The sequence below is a fragment of the Acinetobacter sp. genome (genome assembly GCF_041911495.1).
GTDB lineage: Bacteria > Pseudomonadota > Gammaproteobacteria > Pseudomonadales > Moraxellaceae > Acinetobacter.
The window spans coordinates 43,524-65,372 of sequence record NZ_JAYROT010000036.1 but is presented as its reverse complement, the minus strand read 5'-3'; the positions used below and the strand labels follow the sequence as shown (position 1 = coordinate 65,372).

At 42.9% G+C, this 21,849-nt stretch carries 15 protein-coding genes and 1 pseudogene; 7 read left to right on the top strand and 9 right to left on the bottom strand.

The genetic code is table 11. The features are described 5' to 3' along the window. Positions 1-95: 95 nt before the first annotated feature. Positions 96-2,702: a Fe/S-dependent 2-methylisocitrate dehydratase AcnD gene (gene acnD / locus ACE3PQ_RS04445; protein ID WP_374295566.1), complete on the bottom strand. Its 2,607-nt coding sequence runs from the start codon at positions 2,700-2,702 to the stop codon at positions 96-98. Positions 2,703-2,956: 254 nt separating this feature from the next. Between acnD and ACE3PQ_RS04440 the strand changes: the two genes are divergently transcribed. Then, complete coding sequence (locus ACE3PQ_RS04440; protein ID WP_374295588.1) at positions 2,957-3,691, top strand: folate-binding protein YgfZ; 735 nt, start codon at positions 2,957-2,959, stop codon at positions 3,689-3,691. Positions 3,692-3,741: 50 nt separating this feature from the next. On the opposite strand, the gene ACE3PQ_RS04435 is transcribed toward ACE3PQ_RS04440, so the two are convergent. The 6 genes from ACE3PQ_RS04435 to ACE3PQ_RS04410 form a co-directional block, all read right to left on the bottom strand. Continuing rightward, on the bottom strand, positions 3,742-3,987 hold the full coding sequence (locus ACE3PQ_RS04435; protein WP_374295564.1) for a hypothetical protein: 246 nt from the start codon (positions 3,985-3,987) through the stop codon (positions 3,742-3,744). 70 nt (positions 3,988-4,057) lie between these two features. Beyond that, on the bottom strand, positions 4,058-4,816 hold the full coding sequence (locus ACE3PQ_RS04430; RefSeq protein ID WP_374295586.1) for a hypothetical protein: 759 nt from the start codon (positions 4,814-4,816) through the stop codon (positions 4,058-4,060). Positions 4,817-4,843: 27 nt separating this feature from the next. Beyond that, positions 4,844-5,611, bottom strand: coding sequence for an NYN domain-containing protein (locus ACE3PQ_RS04425; protein ID WP_298893568.1), 768 nt, complete (start codon positions 5,609-5,611; stop codon positions 4,844-4,846). A gap of 24 nt (positions 5,612-5,635) precedes the next feature. Beyond that, entirely contained in the window at positions 5,636-8,272 is a 2,637-nt protein-coding gene (gene topA, locus ACE3PQ_RS04420; RefSeq protein WP_374295561.1) for a type I DNA topoisomerase, read from the bottom strand. A gap of 67 nt (positions 8,273-8,339) precedes the next feature. Further along, a complete protein-coding gene (locus tag ACE3PQ_RS04415; protein WP_374295559.1) occupies positions 8,340-8,801 on the bottom strand; it encodes an ammonium transporter in 462 nt (153 codons plus the stop codon). A 207-nt stretch (positions 8,802-9,008) separates the two neighbouring features. Then, entirely contained in the window at positions 9,009-11,201 is a 2,193-nt protein-coding gene (locus tag ACE3PQ_RS04410; RefSeq protein WP_374295556.1) for a carboxy terminal-processing peptidase, read from the bottom strand. A 305-nt stretch (positions 11,202-11,506) separates the two neighbouring features. On the opposite strand from ACE3PQ_RS04410, the gene nagZ reads away from it, so the two are divergent. Together nagZ and ACE3PQ_RS04400 are read left to right on the top strand one after the other, a co-directional pair. Beyond that, entirely contained in the window at positions 11,507-12,556 is a 1,050-nt protein-coding gene (gene nagZ / locus ACE3PQ_RS04405; protein ID WP_374295554.1) for a beta-N-acetylhexosaminidase, read from the top strand. Positions 12,557-12,749: 193 nt separating this feature from the next. Next, on the top strand, positions 12,750-13,595 hold the full coding sequence (locus ACE3PQ_RS04400) for a class I SAM-dependent methyltransferase (RefSeq protein WP_374295553.1): 846 nt from the start codon (positions 12,750-12,752) through the stop codon (positions 13,593-13,595). Positions 13,596-13,659: 64 nt separating this feature from the next. On the opposite strand, the pseudogene ACE3PQ_RS04395 reads toward ACE3PQ_RS04400, so the two are convergent. Then, positions 13,660-14,913: pseudogene (locus ACE3PQ_RS04395) on the bottom strand (alpha/beta fold hydrolase); the annotation flags it as partial. Between the two features lie 395 nt (positions 14,914-15,308). Between ACE3PQ_RS04395 and ACE3PQ_RS04390 the strand changes: the two are divergent. The 4 genes from ACE3PQ_RS04390 (at position 15,309) to rsfS (ending at position 21,022) form a co-directional block, all read left to right on the top strand. Continuing rightward, complete coding sequence (locus ACE3PQ_RS04390; RefSeq protein ID WP_374295551.1) at positions 15,309-16,574, top strand: glutamate-5-semialdehyde dehydrogenase; 1,266 nt, start codon at positions 15,309-15,311, stop codon at positions 16,572-16,574. A 481-nt stretch (positions 16,575-17,055) separates the two neighbouring features. Next, positions 17,056-18,249, top strand: a complete 1,194-nt coding sequence (locus ACE3PQ_RS04385) for an acetate/propionate family kinase (RefSeq protein WP_374295549.1) — start codon at positions 17,056-17,058, stop codon at positions 18,247-18,249. Positions 18,250-18,299: 50 nt separating this feature from the next. Then, entirely contained in the window at positions 18,300-20,438 is a 2,139-nt protein-coding gene (gene pta, locus ACE3PQ_RS04380) for a phosphate acetyltransferase (RefSeq protein WP_374295547.1), read from the top strand. A gap of 179 nt (positions 20,439-20,617) precedes the next feature. Next, positions 20,618-21,022: a ribosome silencing factor gene (gene rsfS, locus ACE3PQ_RS04375; protein WP_241570462.1), complete on the top strand. Its 405-nt coding sequence runs from the start codon at positions 20,618-20,620 to the stop codon at positions 21,020-21,022. Between the two features lie 106 nt (positions 21,023-21,128). Here rsfS and ACE3PQ_RS04370 read toward each other — a convergent pair whose 3' ends face one another. Further along, entirely contained in the window at positions 21,129-21,803 is a 675-nt protein-coding gene (locus ACE3PQ_RS04370; protein WP_374295545.1) for a hypothetical protein, read from the bottom strand. Positions 21,804-21,849: the final 46 nt, after the last annotated feature.

The window sequence follows — 21,849 nt, the reverse complement described above, 5'->3', positions numbered from 1 at the left end:
ACTATTTTTATGGGTGAATATTTGTCTATTTTTAATTTTTATAATTTCTCCCAACTCTTTTTTTCAAGAAAAGTTAGGAGAAATTTTTTAAAAAATCAAGCCACATTCCCTTCCAAGAAGTCCTGCGCAAAGCGTTGCAATACACCGCCCGCTTCATACACAGACACTTCCTCTTCAGTATCTAAACGACAGGTTACAGGCACTTCAATCGTTTGGTTTTTACCATCATCTGTTGAACGCTCAATCACCAGAGTCAAAGTTGAACGTGGCGCAATGTTACCAATCACGCTATAAAGTTCCGTACCATCCAAACCTAAAGTTTTACGGTTTACACCTGCTTTAAACTCAAGAGGCAATACACCCATACCCACCAAGTTGGTACGGTGGATCCGCTCAAAACCTTCAGCGACAATTGCTTCCACGCCCGCAAGACGCACACCTTTTGCAGCCCAGTCACGACTTGAACCCTGACCATAATCCGCACCCGCAATAATAATTAACGGCTGCTTGCGGTTCATATAAGTTTCAATCGCTTCCCACATACGCATTACTTCGCCTTCTGGCTCAACACGCGCTTTAGAACCTTGCTTAATTGTGCCGTCTGAACGTACCACCATTTCATTATACAATTTCGGATTCGCCAAAGTTGCGCGTTGGGCAGTCAGGTGATCACCGCGGTGCGTTGCATAAGAGTTGAAATCTTCTTCTGGCAAGCCCATTTTTGCCAAATACTCCCCTGCTGCCGAATCTAAAACAATCGCATTCGATGGAGATAAATGGTCTGTGGTGATGTTATCGCCCAAAATTGCCAACGGACGCATATTGGCCAATGTACGTGGAGCCGCCAATGCACCTTCCCAGTATGGCGGACGGCGGATATAAGTACTTTGTGGGCGCCAGTCGTAAAGTGGACTTTCAGATTTTTTCGACTCGCCCAAGTCGAACATTGGGATATACACTTGGCGGAATTGTTCAGGTTTAACCGATTCTTTCACCAAGGCATCAATTTCAGCATCAGATGGCCAAATATCTTTTAAGTAAATTGGGTTGCCATTTTGATCGGTGCCTAATGCATCTTTTTCGATGTCAAAACGGATGGTGCCCGCAATCGCATAAGCCACAACCAATGGTGGAGATGCTAAGAAAGCTTGTTTCGCATACGGATGGATACGACCATCAAAGTTACGGTTACCTGAAAGCACCGCAGTCGCATACAAATCACGATCAATAATTTCTTGCTGAATAGCTGGGTCTAATGCACCAGACATACCATTACAGGTAGTACATGCATAGGCCACAATACCAAAGCCAAGTTTTTCTAAATCTTTCAGTACGCCTGCTTCTTCCAAATATAAAGCAGCGGCTTTAGAACCTGGTGCAAATGATGATTTTACCCAAGGTTTACGCACGAGGCCCAATTCATTGGCTTTACGTGCCAATAAACCTGCTGCTACGGTATTACGTGGGTTTGAGGTATTGGTACAAGAGGTAATGGCCGCAATAATGATCGCACCATCTGGCATTAAGCCATCGCTACGTTGCTCAACTACACCTGCAATGCCTTTTTCTTTCAAGTCTGCAGTAGATACACGCGCATGCGGATTAGATGGGCCTGCAATGTTACGCGTTACCGTTGAAAGATCAAAACGTAACACACGTGGATACTCTGCCTGAGTCATATCAGATGCCCAAAGACCAATTTCTTTGGCATAGTTTTCAACCAGTTTTACCTGCTCTGCTTCACGACCAGTCAAAGTTAAATAGTCGATGGTGTTTTGGTCGATGTAGAACATCGCTGCAGTTGCACCATATTCAGGGGTCATGTTGGAAATCGTGGCACGATCACCCACCGACATGCTGTCTGCACCTTCACCAAAGAATTCTAAATAAGCACCAACCACACGTTCTTTACGCAAGAACTCGGTTAAAGCCAATACGATGTCAGTTGCTGTAATACCCGCCTGACGCTGACCGACTAACTCCACACCAATAATATCTGGCAGACGCATCCAAGAAGCACGGCCCAACATTACGTTTTCAGCTTCTAAACCACCCACACCTACAGAAATGACACCCAAAGCATCAGTATGTGGTGTATGTGAGTCTGTACCTACGCAGGTATCTGGAAATGCCAGACCTTCACGGTTTTGAATCACTGGAGACATTTTTTCCAGATTAATCTGGTGCATGATGCCGTTACCTGCAGGAATCACATCTACATTTTCAAACGCAGTTTTAGTCCATTCAATAAAGTGGAAACGGTCTTCATTACGGCGATCTTCCACTTCACGGTTTTTACGGAATGCATCTGGGTCAAAACCGCCATATTCCACAGCTAAAGAGTGATCGACGATGAGCTGGGTAGGTACGACAGGATTCACTTTAGATGGATCACCACCTTGATCGGCAATCGCATCACGCAAGCCTGCCAAATCTACCAATGCGGTTTGACCTAAAATGTCGTGACATACCACACGTGCTGGATACCAAGGGAAATCTAAATCCTGACGACCTTCGATGATTTGCGTTAAAAATGCCGTGAGCTGTTCAGGTTCAGCTCGGCGAACCAACTGTTCAGCAAGCACTTTTGAAGTATATGGGAGCGAATCGTAAGCACCTGTTTTGATGTCCTCGACCGCTTGTCGTACATCGTAATAATCGAGTGAAGTGCCTGGCAGAGTTTTGCGGTATGCATTATTCATAGCTGGGTATCGTTCCATTGATAACTTGTGATGGATAAAATGTTTGATAATTTGATAGCCATTGTACGCTCTCGAAAGTCCATTTCCCAAATCTTATATATTTCATTTACTTAATGTGAAAAATGAAGAATTAGAAATATTTTGAAACAAATTTTATGAATAATTATTCACAATTTAAAATCGGGATGATTTTTTTTGCAAAATCAGCGATGATATAGCTCACTCCCATAATCAAAATAGAATGTCCTATGTCATTGGCTACACTTGAGTTTGCTCACTTCGAATACACTGGCGCAGATGCCGAAAAATTCCTGCAAGGTCAGGTCACCGTTGATGTCCGTAAACTATCTGACGACTATTATCAAACGACGGCGATCTGTGATCTCAAGGGTCGTATTCATTTTGGATTGTGGTTAAAACGCATCAGTGCTGAGCAGATTTTTATTGTGATTGCGCAGGATTTGGCAGAGGAATTTGCCTTGCATGTAAAAAAATTCGGCGCATTTTCCAAAGCGACATTACAGCCAAGTGCTGCGATTTACCCTGCGATCATCGACGGTCAAGCGACCTTTAGTACAGATGAAAATGTAAAAACCGAAGCGCAAACGTGGCAAAAAAATGCCATTGAACAGGGTCAAGCGTGGATCACAAAAGATACGTCACACCTTTTCCAACCACAAGAATTACGCTTACATCAACGTGGCGGAGTGGACTATGACAAGGGTTGTTATTTGGGTCAAGAGATCATTGCACGTCTGTGGTTCAAGGCAAAACCGAAGCATTGGTTGCACCTCATTCAAGGTCAAGGAGATACGCCACAAGTTGCAGAAAATCTGAATAAAGATGTACAAGTGGTCAATACGATTGCCACCGAAAATAATGTGTGGCTTGCATTAGTGACAGCGAAACCGACTGCGCTTGAAAGCCTCGATGTTAAAGTTTTGGACTTGCCTGATGCCTTAAATGGTGATGTGGCAAGACAGCAATAGGTCTTTAATTGTCATCGTTACAGCAAAAAGCTCATTTAATGGACCTTTTCTTAAAATCCATGAAATAGCTTATTCATGTCCTTGCAAATGTATTCTTTGAAGTGATATGCACGTGCATGCTTTGCATCGAACTTTGCACTGAGCCCATCTTTCTCAAAAAGATAGACACGATCCTCTCGGCTCACGAGATATTCACCGCCTAATTTCATCAACAACGCGTCAATCTTATCTTCATCGGCAATGCTTTGATCTTGATTGATTTTGTCATAGTTGCGTTTGATGGCTTTGATAAACATGGTTTGGCTCAGAGTTTTGATCAGATTGAAAATTGAATTGAAGCAAACACACGACTGAAAAGTAAAGTAATTAAGGCTTTAGCCAACCAACTTCTTTTGCGGTATCCGTATTAATCACCACTTGACGGAAGCTCTCCGCCATTTTGCTTTTCTGCTCGGAAAGTGCGATATGCCCTGCCATTAATTCCGCAGTCTTTTGTGGATAGCGAGGTGATTGCTGTGGATCACCATAGCCGAGCGGATAAATCGGCCGTCCTGTGGATAAATCATATTTGTCGGTCGCACCAAAAGCATGAAGCATCTCATGTGCAATCACGATTTGGTTCTGTGCATTCTGCTTATCTGAGGCAAACAGATTTACAATACCCATGCGTCCGTTTTGCAATGCCGTAGAGTGTTTTAGCTCTCGTTGTATCGTAGGATCATAATATTTCAAGAATAGGGTCAGGTTGGGTTTAATACTTAAATCTTGCTGCTGTTGCCATGTGTAGTGGCGAAATTTCAAACTCCACAGCATCACTGAGAATACTGACTTACCTTCGGGTAATGCAGGCGGTAACACTTTGACTTCTTGACCGAGCTTAAAATAAAACTGCACAGGTTGCTGATATTTTTCCGCTTCACTATAAAGATAATCGACAATCGGCAAATAATCTTGTTCTTGTAGTTTGGAGATATAGTTTTGTGTATGTGTGGTTTGATCACCATTGATTGGATAGAGTGCAACAAAGATCGGTTTACGCCAATCTTGGTTATTATCTTGCCATACGCCTTTTGCCACGATGATCAGCACAAATAAAAGAATGGCGATACGTAGGGTTTTCCATATGGAGGATTTTTGTTTTGATTTTTTCACTTAACTTGCTCGATTTTTTCGCTTTTTTATAAACATCTGACTAGCGACAAGTTTCGTATCAAACAAATCTAACATTTTTATTAAACTTGACAACTTGGCTCTGCCATAAGTTCGAGGATCAAAGTCAGGTTTTACTGCTGAAATATATGTTCCAACCGCACCTAAATATGCCCACCCATTATCATCTGAATTATCTTTTATTGCTTTATAAATCAAATTCAGCGTAGCTCGGTCTACTATATTAGTATTTGATATTTCTTGCTTTTCTACGGTTGTTTGCTTGAAATTTGAATCAGTGCCAATAGCATCTTTTTCATTTAATGCAGGTAATTCTTCAGTTTCTTCAACTAAATTTTCAACATAAATAAATTTATCACAGGCTTTGACAAAAGGTTCTTTGGTCGCCTTACGTCCAAAACCATAGACGAGCAAGCCACTTTCACGAATTCTTGATGCTAATGGCGTAAAATCACTATCACTCGAGACGATACAAAATCCATCTAAAGCACCGCTATACAGCAAATCCATCGCATCAATGATCAATCCCATATCGGTCGCATCTTTGCCCGAAGTATAGGCAAATTGCTGAACAGGTGTGATTGCATGCGGTAATAATACTTCACGCCAATGCTTGAGGGTATCACTACTCCAGTCGCCATAAACACGCTTGACACTTGCTATACCGTACTTCGCCACCTCTTCCATAATCGCTTCGATAGATTTGTAAGAAGCATTATCCGCATCAATCAGTACAGCAAGTTTCTTCATGTACTATCCTCAAAAAATTGTCGCTTATTTCCCTTCAACCCATTTGCCATCTTGATAGATCAGCGACCATTTAGTTGGCTTACTTTCCGCAGTTTCCGAAGCGATATATTGCGCTTGGTTTTTACGGCTAAACTTGATGATGGTCGCATTGCCCTCCGGATCGGTATCTGGCGCTTTGAGGAGATACTGATACTTTTCATCGAGTTGATCGGCAACCGTGCGAATTTCAGCGACTTTCGGCGTACGTGTTTCACGGATTTTCGGGAACTTACTTGCCGCTAAAAATAGCCCCGCCGCTCCATCACGAAGTACAAAGAAGTCATCGTGCTTAGTCGAGCGTAAGTTTTCCATTTTGATTGGATCGGCACGTGGTGGCGCAGGTTGTCCATTTTTCAATACTTTACGAGTATTATCGCAATTGGTGCAGGCAAAATACGGTCCAAAACGCCCTGTTTTAAATTGCATTTCTGCATCGCATTTATCACACGGAATGGTTGGGCCATCATAGCCTTTGACTTTGAATTCGCCAGTTTCAACTTCATAGCCTGCACAGTCTGGATTGTTCCCGCAGATGTGGAGCTTGCGTCCGCCATCAAGAATATAACTATCCATCGCTGTTTCACAGATCGAACAACGCTTCTTGGCACGTAAGTCTTCCATTTCGGCATTGTCATCATCAGACAACACTGCTAGCGACTCGACTGGGGCAAGATTCACCGTGCCTTTGCAACGCTCTTTCGGAGGTAAGTTATAACCTGAACAACCCAAGAACACACCAGTTGTCCCTGTGCGAATCTGCATCGGACGCTCACAGGTCGGACAATGCACATCAGGCACTTCCACAGGTTCGTTACGACGCATACCTTGCTCGCTGGCTGCGGTATCAAGACGCTGTTTAAAATCACCGTAGAAGCTGTCTAACAGCTCTTTCCAATTGCGCTCCCCCACTGCCACTCGGTCAAGTTGACCTTCTAAATCTGCGGTGAAGTCATAATTCATCAAATTATTAAAACTTTCATCCAAGCGATCGGTGACGATTTCACCCATCTTCTCTGCGAACAGACGACGATTTTCCAGTTTCACATAGCCACGATCTTGAATGGTGGAAATAATCGCTGCATAGGTCGATGGGCGACCAATACCACGCTTTTCCAATTCTTTAACCAGTGATGCTTCGGTAAAGCGTGCAGGTGGTTTGGTAAAGTGCTGTGATGGATCGAGTTTTTGTAAGTCTAAAACTTCGCCGACTTTTACCGCAGGTAAAAGCACATCATCATCAGATTTATTCTGACCACGCACTTTGGTAAAGCCATCAAATACTAAAGTACGGCCTTTGGCTTTGAGCTCAACACCATTGGCATCAACCAAAAGCGTCGATGATAAATATTCCGCTGGCGTCATCTGACACGCCACAAACTGACGCCAAATTAGATCATACAGACGTTGTGCATCACGTTCCATCGCCGTCAAATCTGACCCAACGAGAGCCACATTCGACGGACGGATCGCTTCATGCGCCTCTTGTGCGCCTGCTTTATTGCCATAACGATTTGGCTTGGCAGGCAAGTATTTTTCACCGTAGCTATGCTCGATATGCGCACGTACCATATTTACCGCATCATCACTTAAAAAAGTGGAATCGGTACGCATATAGGTGATAAAACCACCTTCATAGAGGCGTTGTGCCATCATCATGGTTTTTTTCACGGAAAAACCAAGACGAGTACTGGCGGCTTGTTGTAGCGTCGAGGTGATATACGGCGCACTCGGATTCACCCGAGTTGGCTTATCTTCACGATTGCTAACTTTAAATTCAGCATTTTTTAGAACTTCTAAAACTGCATCTGTTTGTTGCTTGTTTTGCAGTTTTAAGGTTTTGCCATGTTGCTTCACCGCTTCAAGGCGAATGTCATCTTTCTTACGCAAAGTGTCCGCAAAGATTTGCCAATATTCTTCAGGAACAAAGGCACGAATCTCACGCTCACGCTCGACCACGAGTTTCACTGCCACAGACTGCACTCGCCCAGCGGATAAGCCACGGGCGACTTTTTCCCAAAGCAATGGCGACACCATAAAGCCCACCACACGGTCGAGAAAACGACGTGCTTGCTGTGCATTGACCCGATTGGTATCGAGTCGTGTCGGGACTTTAAAGGCTTCTTGAATAGCATTTTTGGTGATTTCGTTAAACACCACACGATGATAGCGACTCTCATCACCGCCGATGACTTCTTTTAAGTGCCACGCAATCGCCTCTCCCTCTCTATCCAAATCCGTTGCGAGATAGATGGCATCGGCATCTTTGGCAAGTTTTTTCAGGTCAGCAACGACACTTTCTTTACCCGGAAGGACTTCATAATGCGCAATCCAATCATGCTCAGGATCGACACCCATCCGATTGACTAATGCCGACTGTGCTTTGAGTGCTTTTTCTTCGGGTGTGAGTTTTTTACGTGTTGCTGGTTTTTTTTCACTGTTTTTACTTGCACCTGTAGGCAAATCACGCACGTGACCGACCGACGACTTGACGATAAATTTCGAGCCTAAATATTTATTAATGGTTTTGGCTTTGGCAGGAGATTCCACAATGACCAGTGAACGCCCTTTTGCCCCACTTGTCGCAGTTTTACTTGCTGAAGTGGATTTCGCTGTGCTCGCCATAATTCGTCAATGTCCTCAAAATGGATAGGGTTTAAAAATCTATAAGATCTTAATTTAAAATAAAAAATTAACTTGCTTGCGTTGCCAACTGTTGTAAATATTGCTTAAATGCTTCGAGTTTCTCACCTGCAAAGTCAGCAGATTCATCCCAAAATGCACCGACACAATTCGCCTGCATATCAATCGCATAAATACCTTTTATATCTATGGACTGCCCATTAAATTTTGGGTCACCTGTGACAACTTCAAGGGTCTGCTCATTGACTTTCATTCGAAGCAATGGAAATTTCCCTTCAGGCACAAGAATACTGTAATACGCCACCATACTGGCACGCGTTTCAGAAGCCTTCGCAATCCCAGTCCACTCAGGCGCAGGAATCAAACGAGGATGCAAACCCATCTTACGAGCACGCTCACGTAACAATCCCAGTGCTTTCTCTCTTGGGCTAACTTTTAGACCAAAGATTGAGCCCAATAAAAATAAAATAATTAAGCCTACAACCCAATACACGGTATAGTCAGTCGTCATGATTCACCCCTTACACAACCATAGCGTTGCACAAGCCTATATTAAAACGCAAGTTTATTATATCAATTTACAAAATTTGGCAATAAGAAAAACTTTTCTTTATTCAGAAATTTTAGTTTCCACCATAGAAAACTTCTCAAAAACTTATATCTAAATCGCCTACGTTATTATAAAAAATGCCCTATATAGGGCATTTTTTACATCAAACTATTTCTGACCTGACTTCTGCGCCACAATCATATCAAGCAGAATTTTAGCAGATTCGGTAACAAAAGCTTCTTCTTCAGGTAATGGTGGACGTTTTGCCGCTTTCATCTTGGCACGTGCTTCACTACGTGCATCGATCGATGCTTGATAGCTTTCCCAGTTTGGATACGGCGCAAGTCCAGTTTCTTTACGTCGGATGTTTTCCGCTTGCAAAGTTTTTGCTTCTAAAGCTTGGATCTTGGCTTTACGGGTATCAATGTCTAAAGCGAGCACTTTTTCATCTGCAGTTTCTTTCGCCAAGCCCACATAAGTATCTAAATACTTGAACTGTGGATCAACTGCACGACGTTGATCAGATGCTTGCTGTAAACTTTGAATATACGGTTGAACCATCCCTTCACGTTTAAATGGTGCAGTGGCAATGGTATCCCACACCAGTGGATTTTTTGATTTACGTTCACCAAACTGCTCGAAATAAATGTCAATCAGCTTAATATCTGGAACTACACCTTTATTTTGCGTACTACCACCTGTGACACGATAGAATTTACGCTGTGTCAAAGTCGCTTGACCATAAGCCAAACTATCGAGCTGAATCTGTGCTGTGCCTTTACCAGTAGTGGTACTACCGATCACGATGCCACGACCATAATCCTGAATTGCCGCAGAGTAAATTTCGCTGGCAGATGCTGAAGCCAAGTTGACCATGACTGCCAAAGGCCCACCGTAGAGTTGCTCTCCACCATCGGTATCTTCAAAGATATTGACGTTGCCGTTACCATCACGGATTTGTACCACTGGACCATCTTTGATGACTTGACCGAGCATTTTCGCCACTTCTTCCAGTGAGCCACCTGGGTTATTACGAAGATCAACAATAATCCCTGCAACTTTCTTTTTCGAGAGGCTGATCAACGCATTCGCCGTATCTTCAGACACACTGCGATAGTTTCCACCCTCACGACGTGCACGGTAATTTAAGTAAAAAGATGGAATCTCAATGACACCGATTTTCTGCTTTTTACCTTGATAGTTGACCTCGACCACACGAGTCCGTAATCCTGAATCTTCTTCTTGGATCACATCACGAGTAATGGTGACAAGGCGCGCTTGGCTCGATGGTGCGCCTGCTGCGACTAATTTTAAAGTCACTTTAGTCCCACGCTTACCACGAATGATACCAACAAGCTCTTGGCTCGACCAACCGACTACATCGACCATCGACTCGCCTTCTTGCGCCACACCCAAGATGCGATCGCCAGAGCGGACTTGTCCTGTCTTACTTGCAGGACCACCTTCGACTAGCGTTTCAATCTTGGTGTAGTCTTCATTGCCACGTTCAGGGCGGATCGTGACGCCAATCCCTTCGAGCTGCAGTGTAGTCTGACGATTCAACTCCATCGCATCGACAGGTGGATAATAGTTACTATGCGGATCATAAGTCGCAAGCATCGCATTCAAAGTACGATCTAATACATCATCACTTTTTAGACGTGTAATACGTTCAAGCTGACGTGTATAACGCTTAGTCAAAGTTTCTACTGGAGTTAAATCTTCTGGTGGCGCAAGGTTTTCACCTGCTGCAAGCTCAGGATTGTCTTTTAAGGCTTGTTGCTTCGCCGCTTCTTCTTCTTTAGTAATCGTAAGCGTAATCAGCTGAGAAACGATCACCTTTTTCCAATAGGCTTGTTGCTCTGCTTGGGTGTTAAAAAATGGCGCTTCTTCACGATCTGTATTAATGGTTTGATTTGGCTGTTTTAAGTTTTGTGGTTTTTTCAGCTCTGCCAACATGAAGTCGTAGTAGCCTTTGACACGCTCTCGATACATTGCATGAATATCGTATGCAGGTTTCAAATTACCTGTTTTTAATGCCAAACCAAAGCCTGAAGCATATTGCTGACGGAGTTGATCGACTTCACTTTGTAAAAATAGTGCATGGTCTGGATCTAGACTGTCGATATACATATCAAAGATTTTATTAGAAGTTTCGGCATCCAGTCGCATTGGCAAATAATGTTGACGATCTACCAATGTCGCCATTTGACGTGCAACCAACGCCTGCTCTTGGGTCGGTTGAATCACGCCTTGAACGGTTGTGGTTTCCGTCGCCGCCATCGCTTCGGTCACAACATGAGTAAAGAATAAGCCACCAGTGGCAAGCGCTACCGCACAAGCAAGATGTTGTAGTTTCATAATATAATTCGTATTCCTCTTGGCATGATCGCCGTGTACACCATCAATTCTTCTATTTGCAACGCAACACTTCATGTGTCATTAAATATAGATTTCTAAAATGAAGTTTGCAGTGATAATTTGCAAACCCAATATTTACAAAAGCTACATTTGCAAAAGCAAGTGACTTAGTTTTAACATACTATCCATATCGTAAATGTAAAAAATCATTGCATATTTTTTTTGTTTTTTACACATTGTTTTCTGATGATTTACACCGTTTAATCTATCACAATGAATTGACCAAATACTAGGACACAACCACCATGACCATTGGCGCATTGATGCTTGATATTGAAGGCACCACCCTAACTCAAGAAGATATCGAACTCTTACAAGCGCCTCAAGTTGGTGGCATGATTTTGTTTGCTCGCAATATCGAATCTCCTGCACAAGTGCGCACATTGACCGATCATATGCGCCAAATCCGCCCTGACATTTTGATTGCCGTCGATCAGGAAGGCGGTCGAGTGCGTCGCCTAAAAGAAGCACAAGGCTTTAGCGCACTCCCTGCGATGGGCAAACTCGGCGAACTTTATCTAGAACAACCTGAGCAAGGGATTGCTTTAGCAAAAACAACTGCGTGGTTAATGGCAACAGAAGTCTTGGCTGTGGGTATTGATTTTAGCTTTGCACCTGTTTTGGATATTAATGATATTAGTGATGTGATCGGTGATCGTGCTTTTTCCCAAAATCCTGAAATTATCATTCCGCTTGCCAACGCCTTTATGCAGGGGATGAAAGATGCAGGCATGGCAACCACAGGAAAACATTTTCCCGGGCATGGCTCAGTCAAAGCAGATTCACACATTGCTGCAGCGATTGACTCACGTTCATTTGCCGAGATTGAAGCGCATGATATGACGACTTTTAAAGCACTCATGCCGTCACTCGATGCGATCATGCCCGCACATGTGATCTATGAAAACGTCGATCCAAATCCTGCAGGTTTTTCACCATTTTGGATACAACAAATATTACGTGGCCAGTTTGGTTTTGATGGCGTGTTGTTCTCCGATGATTTATCAATGCAAGCGGCGTGTGTGGCAGGTGGTGCTGATGCACGTATTCAAGCTGCATTACAAGCAGGCTGTGATATGGGATTGGTCTGCAATGACCGTCAAGCAGCATGTATCGCACTCGATGGCATTCAAACTTTCGCACTGCCTAATCAAGCTCGATTAGAACGCATGCGTGGCAAAATTCCTGAGCTCAATACTGAGCAAGCAAAATCTGAACAGTGGAAAATTGACACACAGATTGCGCTAGGTCAAACATGGCAAACTGCAAAAGATCAAGTGCAGCAATTGATTTAAAACGGACTGCGCTTGGTGCAATATGGCAAAAAACAACAAGCTTTTAGATAAAAAATCAAATTGAACAATTTACCTAAAAGCTTTACATTGGCAAGGACGCCAATCACCACATCATTCAACATGCTTGTATTTGCAACTTGGCATAAAACAACAAGATTTAAAGCAACTCAATTTTAAGCAAACTGGAACTGCTATGAGCGAACAACAGCTTTCGGAACATCGTCATATTTCTTTTACCGCACACTATACAGGCTACATGTGGTATGTGATGGGTATCTCTCATCCTGCTTTTGCCACAAAAAAAGGCAAATGGTTGACGACATTACTTCACCCACTCGAAGTATGGTCAGAGCGTTTTATCGGTGGAAGTATTCGTAGAACATTGACGCAGCGCCATGTTTTGATCGACGAAGCATTATTAAAACTCATCGAAGCACAGCCTGACATTCAGGTTATTGAAATCGCAGCTGGTCTTTCTCCTCGTGGTTGGAGCTTTCGACGCAAATTCCCCGAACTTCGCTACATCGAAGTGGATCTACCTGATATGGCAAAAGCCAAACAAGATGCACTTGGCAAAGCAGGACAAGCTGATGCAGAAGTGATGGCAGTGGATTTATTTACGCCTGAAATTCGCAAGCTATTTGAAAAGCTCGATCAAAATAAACCTGTTGTTGTGATTAGCGAAGGTTTAGTGAACTATTTTAATAAAGACATGTTGGCAAAATTATGGGGAGCTTTGGCGGATCATGGTAAAGCCTTTCCGAGGTTTTACTATTTGACTGACCTTTGCCCTGAACCTGTGAATCATCGTTTTGCACAAGTGGTGTGGAAAAGCAGTCAATTATTACGTTTTCTTTCTCGTAGTGCATTTAGTTTTCATTTCACTTCACCGCAGGAAGTGAAAGATTTCTTTAAAGATTGTGGCTATGAAAAGGTTTATATCGAACAACCAAGTCAATCCGACAAAACTGAAGTCGAAGCGCATTTAGGTGATTTTGTGTGGTTTGTTCAAGCGACCATTGAGAATTCAAATCGATAAACTTAGAAATAAAAAAAAGCAGAAACCTTAATTTCTGCTTTTTTTAAATTTTCATCAAGAATAATTAATGCGCTAACAATGCCTCTTTTTGAGTTTGCACATATTGCAACAAGCGATCCGCTACATCAAAGCTACCGTGCTTAAACAGAATGCGTAGACGATTTTGCTTCATTTCAAAGATCAAACATTCAATGGTAAATTCACCTTGCTCATCTCGTAGATGCAATGACATATCTCGTGAATAACGCGCAATTTCTTGAGTTTTATTTGGCTCTTGGACTTCGATCAATACTCCGAAGAAAATGATATTGACGATTTTGACCTTCGCCTGAAGCTCAGAATGACGATGCGTCATGATGGTGTGTGGCTGCTGAACGACGATACGCTCCTCACCACGACGCTCCATCATATGCATCTGCGCACGGCTCATTGGAATAATACCGTCCAATTCTTGAATCGGCTCACCACGCATATACGTACTAAACAATTGCATGGTTTCTTTACGACGTTGCAATTGTGGCACATGGTCTGCGTTGGCAATTAATGCAAACTCCATATTTGGACATTGCAAGGCGAATTGTGCATTTTCAAAAGGCAAAGTAAAACTATCATACTGCCCTGCTGCGACTAATACTTTGCAACTTGGAATCGGTACATTTTTCAAGCGGAGCAACCGATTACAATTGATCTCATAACGGAGTTGTTCTGTCGCCGTAAATTCTGCCATTTGTTGAAAGAATAAACGCTTTGCTGTTGGCGACATTCTCGTTTTGTCAAATTTTGCATGATTGACCAAATATAAAATCACCGCCTGACCAAACTCCTGCATACGACCTTCCTGCATGAGTTTTAAAGATTCTTCCATGATCATGCGCCAACTCGGACGAGTCTTTTGCATCACACCCATTAAGATCATTCGCTCAACCAATTCTGGACGCTGATCAGCAAAATGTGAAGCCACGACAGAACCGAGTGACATACCCATTACAGAGATGCTCTTGATGCCCATTGCATCCATCCACTGCCCAAGCATGAAAGATAAATCTGCAAGCTCTAAGGTCGCAGCTGAGGCACCTGTATTGCGGTTATAAATTTGTTGATTTGAACCCATCGAAGGCAGGTCAATCAAAATCACAGGACCACTATGGAATAGTTGCTCAACACAATACTTATAGGAATTAAAGTTTTGAAAAGCACCACCAATGATAATTATTGGTGTGTTGTATTTGGTTTTTGGATCTGCAATTGCAAGATATTCGATCTTCCAACCATCTAGCCAAAATTCAATCGGTGCTTGCTTAAACACATCTCGATGATATTCTTAAAAAAAATCATCGGGATTCATTTCCATTTGCGTTTTTGCCGTATCCTTAGCAATACTGTTCATTGCGCCCTCCTGACACATATGTGCGACAGTGCACACACGTTATTCCCCTTCAATTAACGCCATCTCAGCGTAAATTTAGGGCTATTTTTGTTCATTATCCGCCAACATAAACTATTGATAAATATCCATATTTCAACAGAATTGCAGATTGCGGTTTTTATATTTCATTTTACTATAACATAATCAATATCTAAATTGTTTCGTTTTTTTGAAGGCGATTACAAAGATTTCTACCAATATGCACTTTGTAATCTTTGCCAGAGGTTTGTACAATGACTATTCAGCCGATGGAATAGGCATTCTTTTTTAACAACTTTAGGTAAGTTATGAGTGATTCAATACAGGCATATATGACCCAAGTCGGTCAGCAAGCACGTCAGGCTTCACGCCAGTTGGCGAGCCTTGCAACAGATGCCAAAAATAACGCATTATCAGCAATTTACACTGCTTTAGAGGATAGCCAACAAAAGATTTTGGCTGCCAATAAAGTCGATGTCGATAACGGACATCAAAAACAACTCGACAGTGCACTTTTGGATCGACTTGAACTCACGCCTGACCGCTTCAAAGGCATGTTAACAGGCTTGAAAGATGTGATCGGCCTAACAGATCCGATCGGTGTGATTACTGATATGGCTTACCGCCCGTCAGGTATTCAACTGGGTAAAATGCGTGTTCCTCTAGGTGTGATTGGCATGATTTACGAATCTCGCCCGAATGTGACTTTGGAAGCGGCATCACTGGCTTTAAAATCAGGTAATGCGATTATTTTGCGTGGTGGTTCGGAAGCATTGGAGTCGAATAAAGCCATTGCTGAAGCGATTGCGCATGGGCTAAAAAGCGCAGGCCTACCTGAACATGCCATTCAAGTGATCGACACACCTGACCGTGCAGCGGTTGGTCATTTGATCACCATGTCGGACTACGTCGATGTGATCGTGCCTCGTGGTGGCAAGGGCTTGATTGCTCGCATCACTGAAGAAGCTCGCATTCCTGTGATTAAACACTTGGATGGCAACTGTCACGTCTTTGTTGAGCGTGAAGCAGATTTGCACAAAGCTTTACCAATTGCGCTCAATGCAAAAACACATCGTTATGGTGTATGTAATGCGATGGAAACTTTACTGGTTGATGCACCAATCGCCGAGGAGTTTTTACCTCGTATTGCAGAGCTGTATGCGGAGAAAAACGTCGAGCTTCGTGGCTGTGAAATCACTCGTAAAATCTTGGGCGATCACATCACTGTTGCGACAGAGGAAGATTGGTACACCGAATATCTAGGACCAATCTTAGCCATTAAAGTGATGTCAAATCTTGATGAAGCGATTGAACATATCAACACGTATAGCTCACATCATACTGAGGCAATCGTGACAGAGAACTACACTAAAGCTCGTAAGTTTATCGCTGAAGTCGATTCAAGCTCGGTGATGGTCAATGCATCGACTCGCTTCGCCGATGGTTTTGAATATGGCTTGGGCGCAGAGATTGGTATCTCAACCGATAAAATCCATGCTCGTGGTCCAGTCGGTCTAGAAGGATTAACTTCACAGAAGTGGATCGTGTTCGGCGATGGACAAATTCGTCAATAACGCACCTTATTCTTGAAAAAAGAAACAAAACAGCTGACTAGGGTCTGTTGCCATTTCACAGATGCTTGCGACTACGGATGCTTTTTAGACGATACTAGGCATGAATGAGGAGGTTTAGTCATTCTAAATGACTCGTTCATAACGACGTAGCGTCAAAAAGCATCCTAGTTCCGAAGGATTATCGCTAAAACTGCCATAAACTTCGTTATGAAACTTGGCAAGGGAATGACCATTCCCTTCATTTCATGCCTCGTTTCTGTAGTTTTAGCTGATAACGCAATGCATGGCTGAAATGTCAACAAACCCTAATATGTCGGCTGTTTTTTATTTCAAAGGACACATGAAACAGCACAATTTAAGTCGTTAAAAAATATATACAATTCCAAGCTGATTATTGCCCACCAAACTTCCAATTCATTATATGATCGAGTGCGTAAGTAAGTTGTGTAAACCTATAACAATGTTTTAAATCAATCAGGATTTGCTCGTGTCAAATATTCTCGTCATCAATTGCGGTTCTTCTTCCATCAAATATGCGCTGATTCTTCAAGATTATGATTATCGTCTTTATGGTTTAGCTGAAAATCTAGGTACACCGAATGCTCGTATTTCAGGGCTGACCTATAATGCACAAGAAAATCGCCAAGAAAAATTTGAAATTGAGCTCGGACAAGCCGATCATGCACAAGCCTTAGAAGTTGCGATGCAACGTATCAGCCATTTCAAATTTGATGCCATTGGACACCGTGTTGTACATGGCGGGACGATGACTCAAGCACAGCTCATTAACGAGCAAGTCATTCAAGATATTAAAAATATTTCTAACCTTGCCCCATTGCACAACCCTGCCAATTTGATTGGTATTGATGCGACGATGAAGTTATACCCTGACCTTCCGCAAGTCGCTGTATTTGATACAGCATTTCACCAAACCATGCCAAAGAAAGCACATCTCTATGCGCTACCACGTGATCTTTACCAAGAGCATGGCATACGCCGTTATGGCTTCCACGGCACAAGTCATGCCTATGTCAGTGAACGTGCATCAACGCTTGCAGGTCAAAAAAATCAAGGTGGTTGGGTCGTTGCCCATCTCGGTAATGGTTGCTCAACTTGTGCGGTATGGAATGGGAAAAGCCTTGATACCAGTATGGGCTTAACACCACTCGAAGGCTTGGTGATGGGCACACGTAGCGGTGATGTTGATCCAAGTTTGCACTTATTTTTAAATATCAATCTCGGTTGGGACATTACCAAAATCGACCAAGTGCTGAATAAACAAAGTGGTTTGCTCGGCTTATCCAATTTATCCAACGACATGCGCACACTGGTTGAAGCAGCCGAGTCAGGCAATGAAGATGCACAAATCGCCATTGATGTCTTTGTTTATCGTTTGGCGAAATCAATGGCTGCGATGAGCTGCGCCCTACCTCAGCTTGATGGTATGATTTTCACAGGTGGTATTGGTGAAAATTCTGGTTTTATCCGTGAAAAAGTCATTACCTCTCTACCGCACTTCGGTTTAAGTTTGAATGCCGAAAACAACTCCACACGCGCCAAAGAAATTCGTATTGATGACGGTGCAGGCCCTCAAATTTGGGTGATTCCGACCGATGAAGAAGGTCGTATTGCCAATGAAACACGTCAAATTGCATTGGGCGAAAATGTGCTTTAAATTGAAAATCTTTCTACATTTAAACATGAAAAAATATTGGGATATTCCATATGAAAACTTTTTTACTCGTTCCAACCGCAGAAGGCATCGGATTGACCTCTGCGTGTTTAGGCATGATTCACGCCTTTGATTGTATCGGCGTTAAAGCCAACTTTTTAAAACCTTTTGCGCAAGAAAAAAGTAAAAATGAAAGTCGCACTTCAACCATTATTTCTAGTCTATATCAACGCCACCAAGTGCATCCGATTGATTATAAAAAAACGCAACATATGGTCAGTATCGGTGAAATGGATGAACTGCTCGAAGAAGCCGTAAGCCTTCACCGTCAAGTCGCCAAAGATCATGAAGTGGTGATCGTCGAAGGCTTAGTCCCCAATCCAAATCAGAGCTATACTACACAGCTGAATGTCGCACTCGCACAAGCGCTTGATGCACAGGTGATTTTAGTCAGTGGCGCAGACATCAATAATGCAGAGCAGACTGCTGAGAATATAGAAAATCACCTCAACCCATTTGGTGGCAATGCCTCGACTCGCACCGCAGGCATTTTATTTATGCGTACCAAAGGCTTAGCACCTGATACCGCACAGATCCCACTGACGACTGATCAAAGCCTACGCCTCACTGATGAAATCAAAACATTTAGCGCAGAATTACAAAAATTTTCACCACTACTCGGTAGTGAAAAATTACCCATTATCGGTATGATTCCATTTAGCTCAACTTTGAGTGTTCCTCGCACCTTAGACATTGCCAATGCAATTCAAGCACAATGGCTCAATGAAGGGGAAGCTGAACAACGTCGTGTACAAAATACTGCACTGATTCATCGTCGTATTGATCATGAACTCGAACGCTTTAAAGCAGGTGAACTCATCGTCACTTCTGCCGATCGTACTGATGTAGCACTGGCATGTGGCGTGGCAGCACTGAGTGACATTCCACTTGCAGGCGTGATCTTCACTGACAGTAAAATGCAAGATGTCACTTTGCCGACGCTTTCGCAGAAAGTTTTACGCACAGGTCTTCCTGTGATGCGCACCGATATGGACAGCCTACAAACTTTGGCAATGATTGATCATATCGACAATGAAATTCCAATCACTGATACTTCACGTGCCGAGCAAGTAACTCGCTTTGTGTCGAGTCATATTGATTTTGATTGGCTAAGTACCACAACCACAGCCAAGACCAAAAGTCGCCTTTCGCCATCTGCGTTCCGTCATGAATTGGTACAGAAGTCCATTGCCGCGAAAAAGACCATTGTGTTACCCGAAGGCTCAGAGCCTCGCACCGTAGAAGCTGCTGCGATCTGCCAGACACGTGGCATTGCACAGTGCGTACTGCTCGCCAAGCCCGAAGAAGTGCAAGAAGTTGCCAAAGCACGTGGCGTCACTTTACCCGATGATCTCAAAATCATTGATCCTGATACCATTCGTGACAAATATGTCGATCCAATGGTGGAGCGACGCAAAGGCAAACTCAATGCCCTACAAGCAGCACAACAGCTTGAAGATACCGTCGTACTTGGCACAATGATGTTAGCACTCGGTGAAGTCGATGGCTTGGTTTCAGGTGCAATTCACACCACGGCAAATACAGTACGTCCTGCATTTCAGTTGATTAAAACTGCGCCTGATTATACCCTCGTGTCGTCAATTTTCTTTATGTTGTTACCTGATGAAGTCTTTGTTTACGGTGACTGTGCGATTAATCCTGATCCAAATGCAGAGCAATTGGCAGAGATTGCCATTCAGTCTGCAATCTCGGCAAAATCGTTTGGCATTGAGCCTCGTATCGCCATGATAAGCTACTCTACAGGCGACTCAGGTACAGGCGCAGATGTGGATAAAGTGCGTGAAGCGACTGAAATCGCCAAGCAACGTCGCCCAGACTTATTGATTGATGGACCATTGCAATACGATGCCGCTTCGGTAGAAAGTGTCGGCAAGCAAAAAGCGCCTGATTCTAAAGTTGCAGGTCAAGCCAACGTATTTATTTTCCCTGATTTAAATACAGGTAACACCACCTACAAAGCCGTACAACGTGCTGCCAACGTGGTCAGCGTTGGACCAATGTTGCAAGGTCTAAACAAGCCTGTGAACGATCTTTCTCGTGGTGCATTAGTCGATGATATTGTGTTTACAATTGCCTTGACGGTGATACAGGCGGTGCAAGACGAGATTTAATTGAGTCAATTTAAACATTTTGGAAAGTTTAGCATCATGCTGATAACTTGCTTATCGGCATGATGGCTTATCAAAAAGATGAATAAATGTTGAATTAATAGTCAATATTGTTGAATTGATTTTTCACCGCAATGCCCTTATAGTGGATAGTGACTCAATTTCAGGATTTTTCATCACCCATGAATATCGAACCGTCGCCCACATCAAACAATGTTGTTGACTCTCTCACCTCCAAATCTTCACAAGTTCAAAGTTGTTTACAAGTCGTGCAAGATGCATTACTTGATGTCAAAGCAAAAGATATTATTCAATTCGATGTTTCAACTATCAGCAGTGTATCTGATGCCATCGTTATTGCGAGTGGCACATCAACTCGTCACGTCAAAGCACTTGCCGACAATGTCGCAGAAGAAGCAAGAAAAGCTGGCTTCCGCCCGATCGGCGTTGAAGGTGAGCGTGATGCCGAGTGGATTTTGATTGATCTTGGCATCGTTGTGGTACACGTGATGTTACCAACCGCACGTAAGTTTTACGATCTTGAAAGCCTATGGCGCACTGAAGCTGTTACAGAACAGTTTAGCTAAGCAGTTATTTATTTTAGCTTTCAGTATCTAAAAGCGACGACACTTCAGTTAGTTCGTCGCTTTTTTCATTTTGACAAGCTAAGTTTCCAATCACTTGAAAAGTTGATTACAAATACTTCTTGATCATCACTGCAGGATATTGCTGATCAATCTGAGCCACGGCTTGCGCCATATAACGATCGGATTTCATCGGCCCAAAATAATCACACATCACCGTATACAAGGTATTAATCACCTGACGCAATACATCCTTGAGATAAAACTGTTCCATCAAACTTTCACCTGTTTGCACATATTGAAGAAACGCATGCTGATATTGCGCTGTGATTTGACTATCTTGCAGATGCTCTTCTAGCACAACCATCAATTCACTTTGCCCTTTCAAGGATTGAAGTAACTGCTGAAATAGTGCATCGAATGCACTGTGATGTGCCACATTCACGACCTCTACCTGATTAAGTGCAACATCAATACTCGATCGTATCGCTTTGCTTTCGTATGCTTGCGTAGATTTATGTGTTTGCTCATCATTTAAATTTTGTTGTACATCATGTTCTAAGCCATGTTGAAGATCATGCACGATCTGCTTTCGACTACTGCGCAGTTCTGAACTATTGGCAATCTCGAACACAAAATAATTCAACTCTTGCAAAGGTTTTTTGCTGTATTGATAGCGCCACAATTCCACCGCCTGATCGAGAGCTTGTCCATCCAAATATTTGGCAAGTATGCGCTGTACAATACTACGCTGATCATTATCCAAAGTCATAGTCCAACCCATTGTTCATTTCCTAATTTGATGCAGTGTGAATGGCTTCTGACCATTC

Bases quoted from the DNA above. Each gene is read 5' to 3' on its own strand.
- acnD (WP_374295566.1), bottom strand. From the start codon at position 2,702: ATGAATAATGCATACCGCAAAACTCTGCCAGGCACTTCACTCGATTAT.
- ACE3PQ_RS04435 (WP_374295564.1), bottom strand. From the start codon at position 3,987: ATGTTTATCAAAGCCATCAAACGCAACTATGACAAAATCAATCAAGAT.
- ACE3PQ_RS04425 (WP_298893568.1), bottom strand. From the start codon at position 5,611: ATGAAGAAACTTGCTGTACTGATTGATGCGGATAATGCTTCTTACAAA.
- topA (WP_374295561.1), bottom strand. From the start codon at position 8,272: ATGGCGAGCACAGCGAAATCCACTTCAGCAAGTAAAACTGCGACAAGT.
- ACE3PQ_RS04415 (WP_374295559.1), bottom strand. From the start codon at position 8,801: ATGACGACTGACTATACCGTGTATTGGGTTGTAGGCTTAATTATTTTA.
- ACE3PQ_RS04410 (WP_374295556.1), bottom strand. From the start codon at position 11,201: ATGAAACTACAACATCTTGCTTGTGCGGTAGCGCTTGCCACTGGTGGC.
- nagZ (WP_374295554.1), top strand. From the start codon at position 11,507: ATGACCATTGGCGCATTGATGCTTGATATTGAAGGCACCACCCTAACT.
- ACE3PQ_RS04400 (WP_374295553.1), top strand. From the start codon at position 12,750: ATGAGCGAACAACAGCTTTCGGAACATCGTCATATTTCTTTTACCGCA.
- ACE3PQ_RS04390 (WP_374295551.1), top strand. From the start codon at position 15,309: ATGAGTGATTCAATACAGGCATATATGACCCAAGTCGGTCAGCAAGCA.
- pta (WP_374295547.1), top strand. From the start codon at position 18,300: ATGAAAACTTTTTTACTCGTTCCAACCGCAGAAGGCATCGGATTGACC.
- rsfS (WP_241570462.1), top strand. From the start codon at position 20,618: ATGAATATCGAACCGTCGCCCACATCAAACAATGTTGTTGACTCTCTC.
- ACE3PQ_RS04370 (WP_374295545.1), bottom strand. From the start codon at position 21,803: ATGGGTTGGACTATGACTTTGGATAATGATCAGCGTAGTATTGTACAG.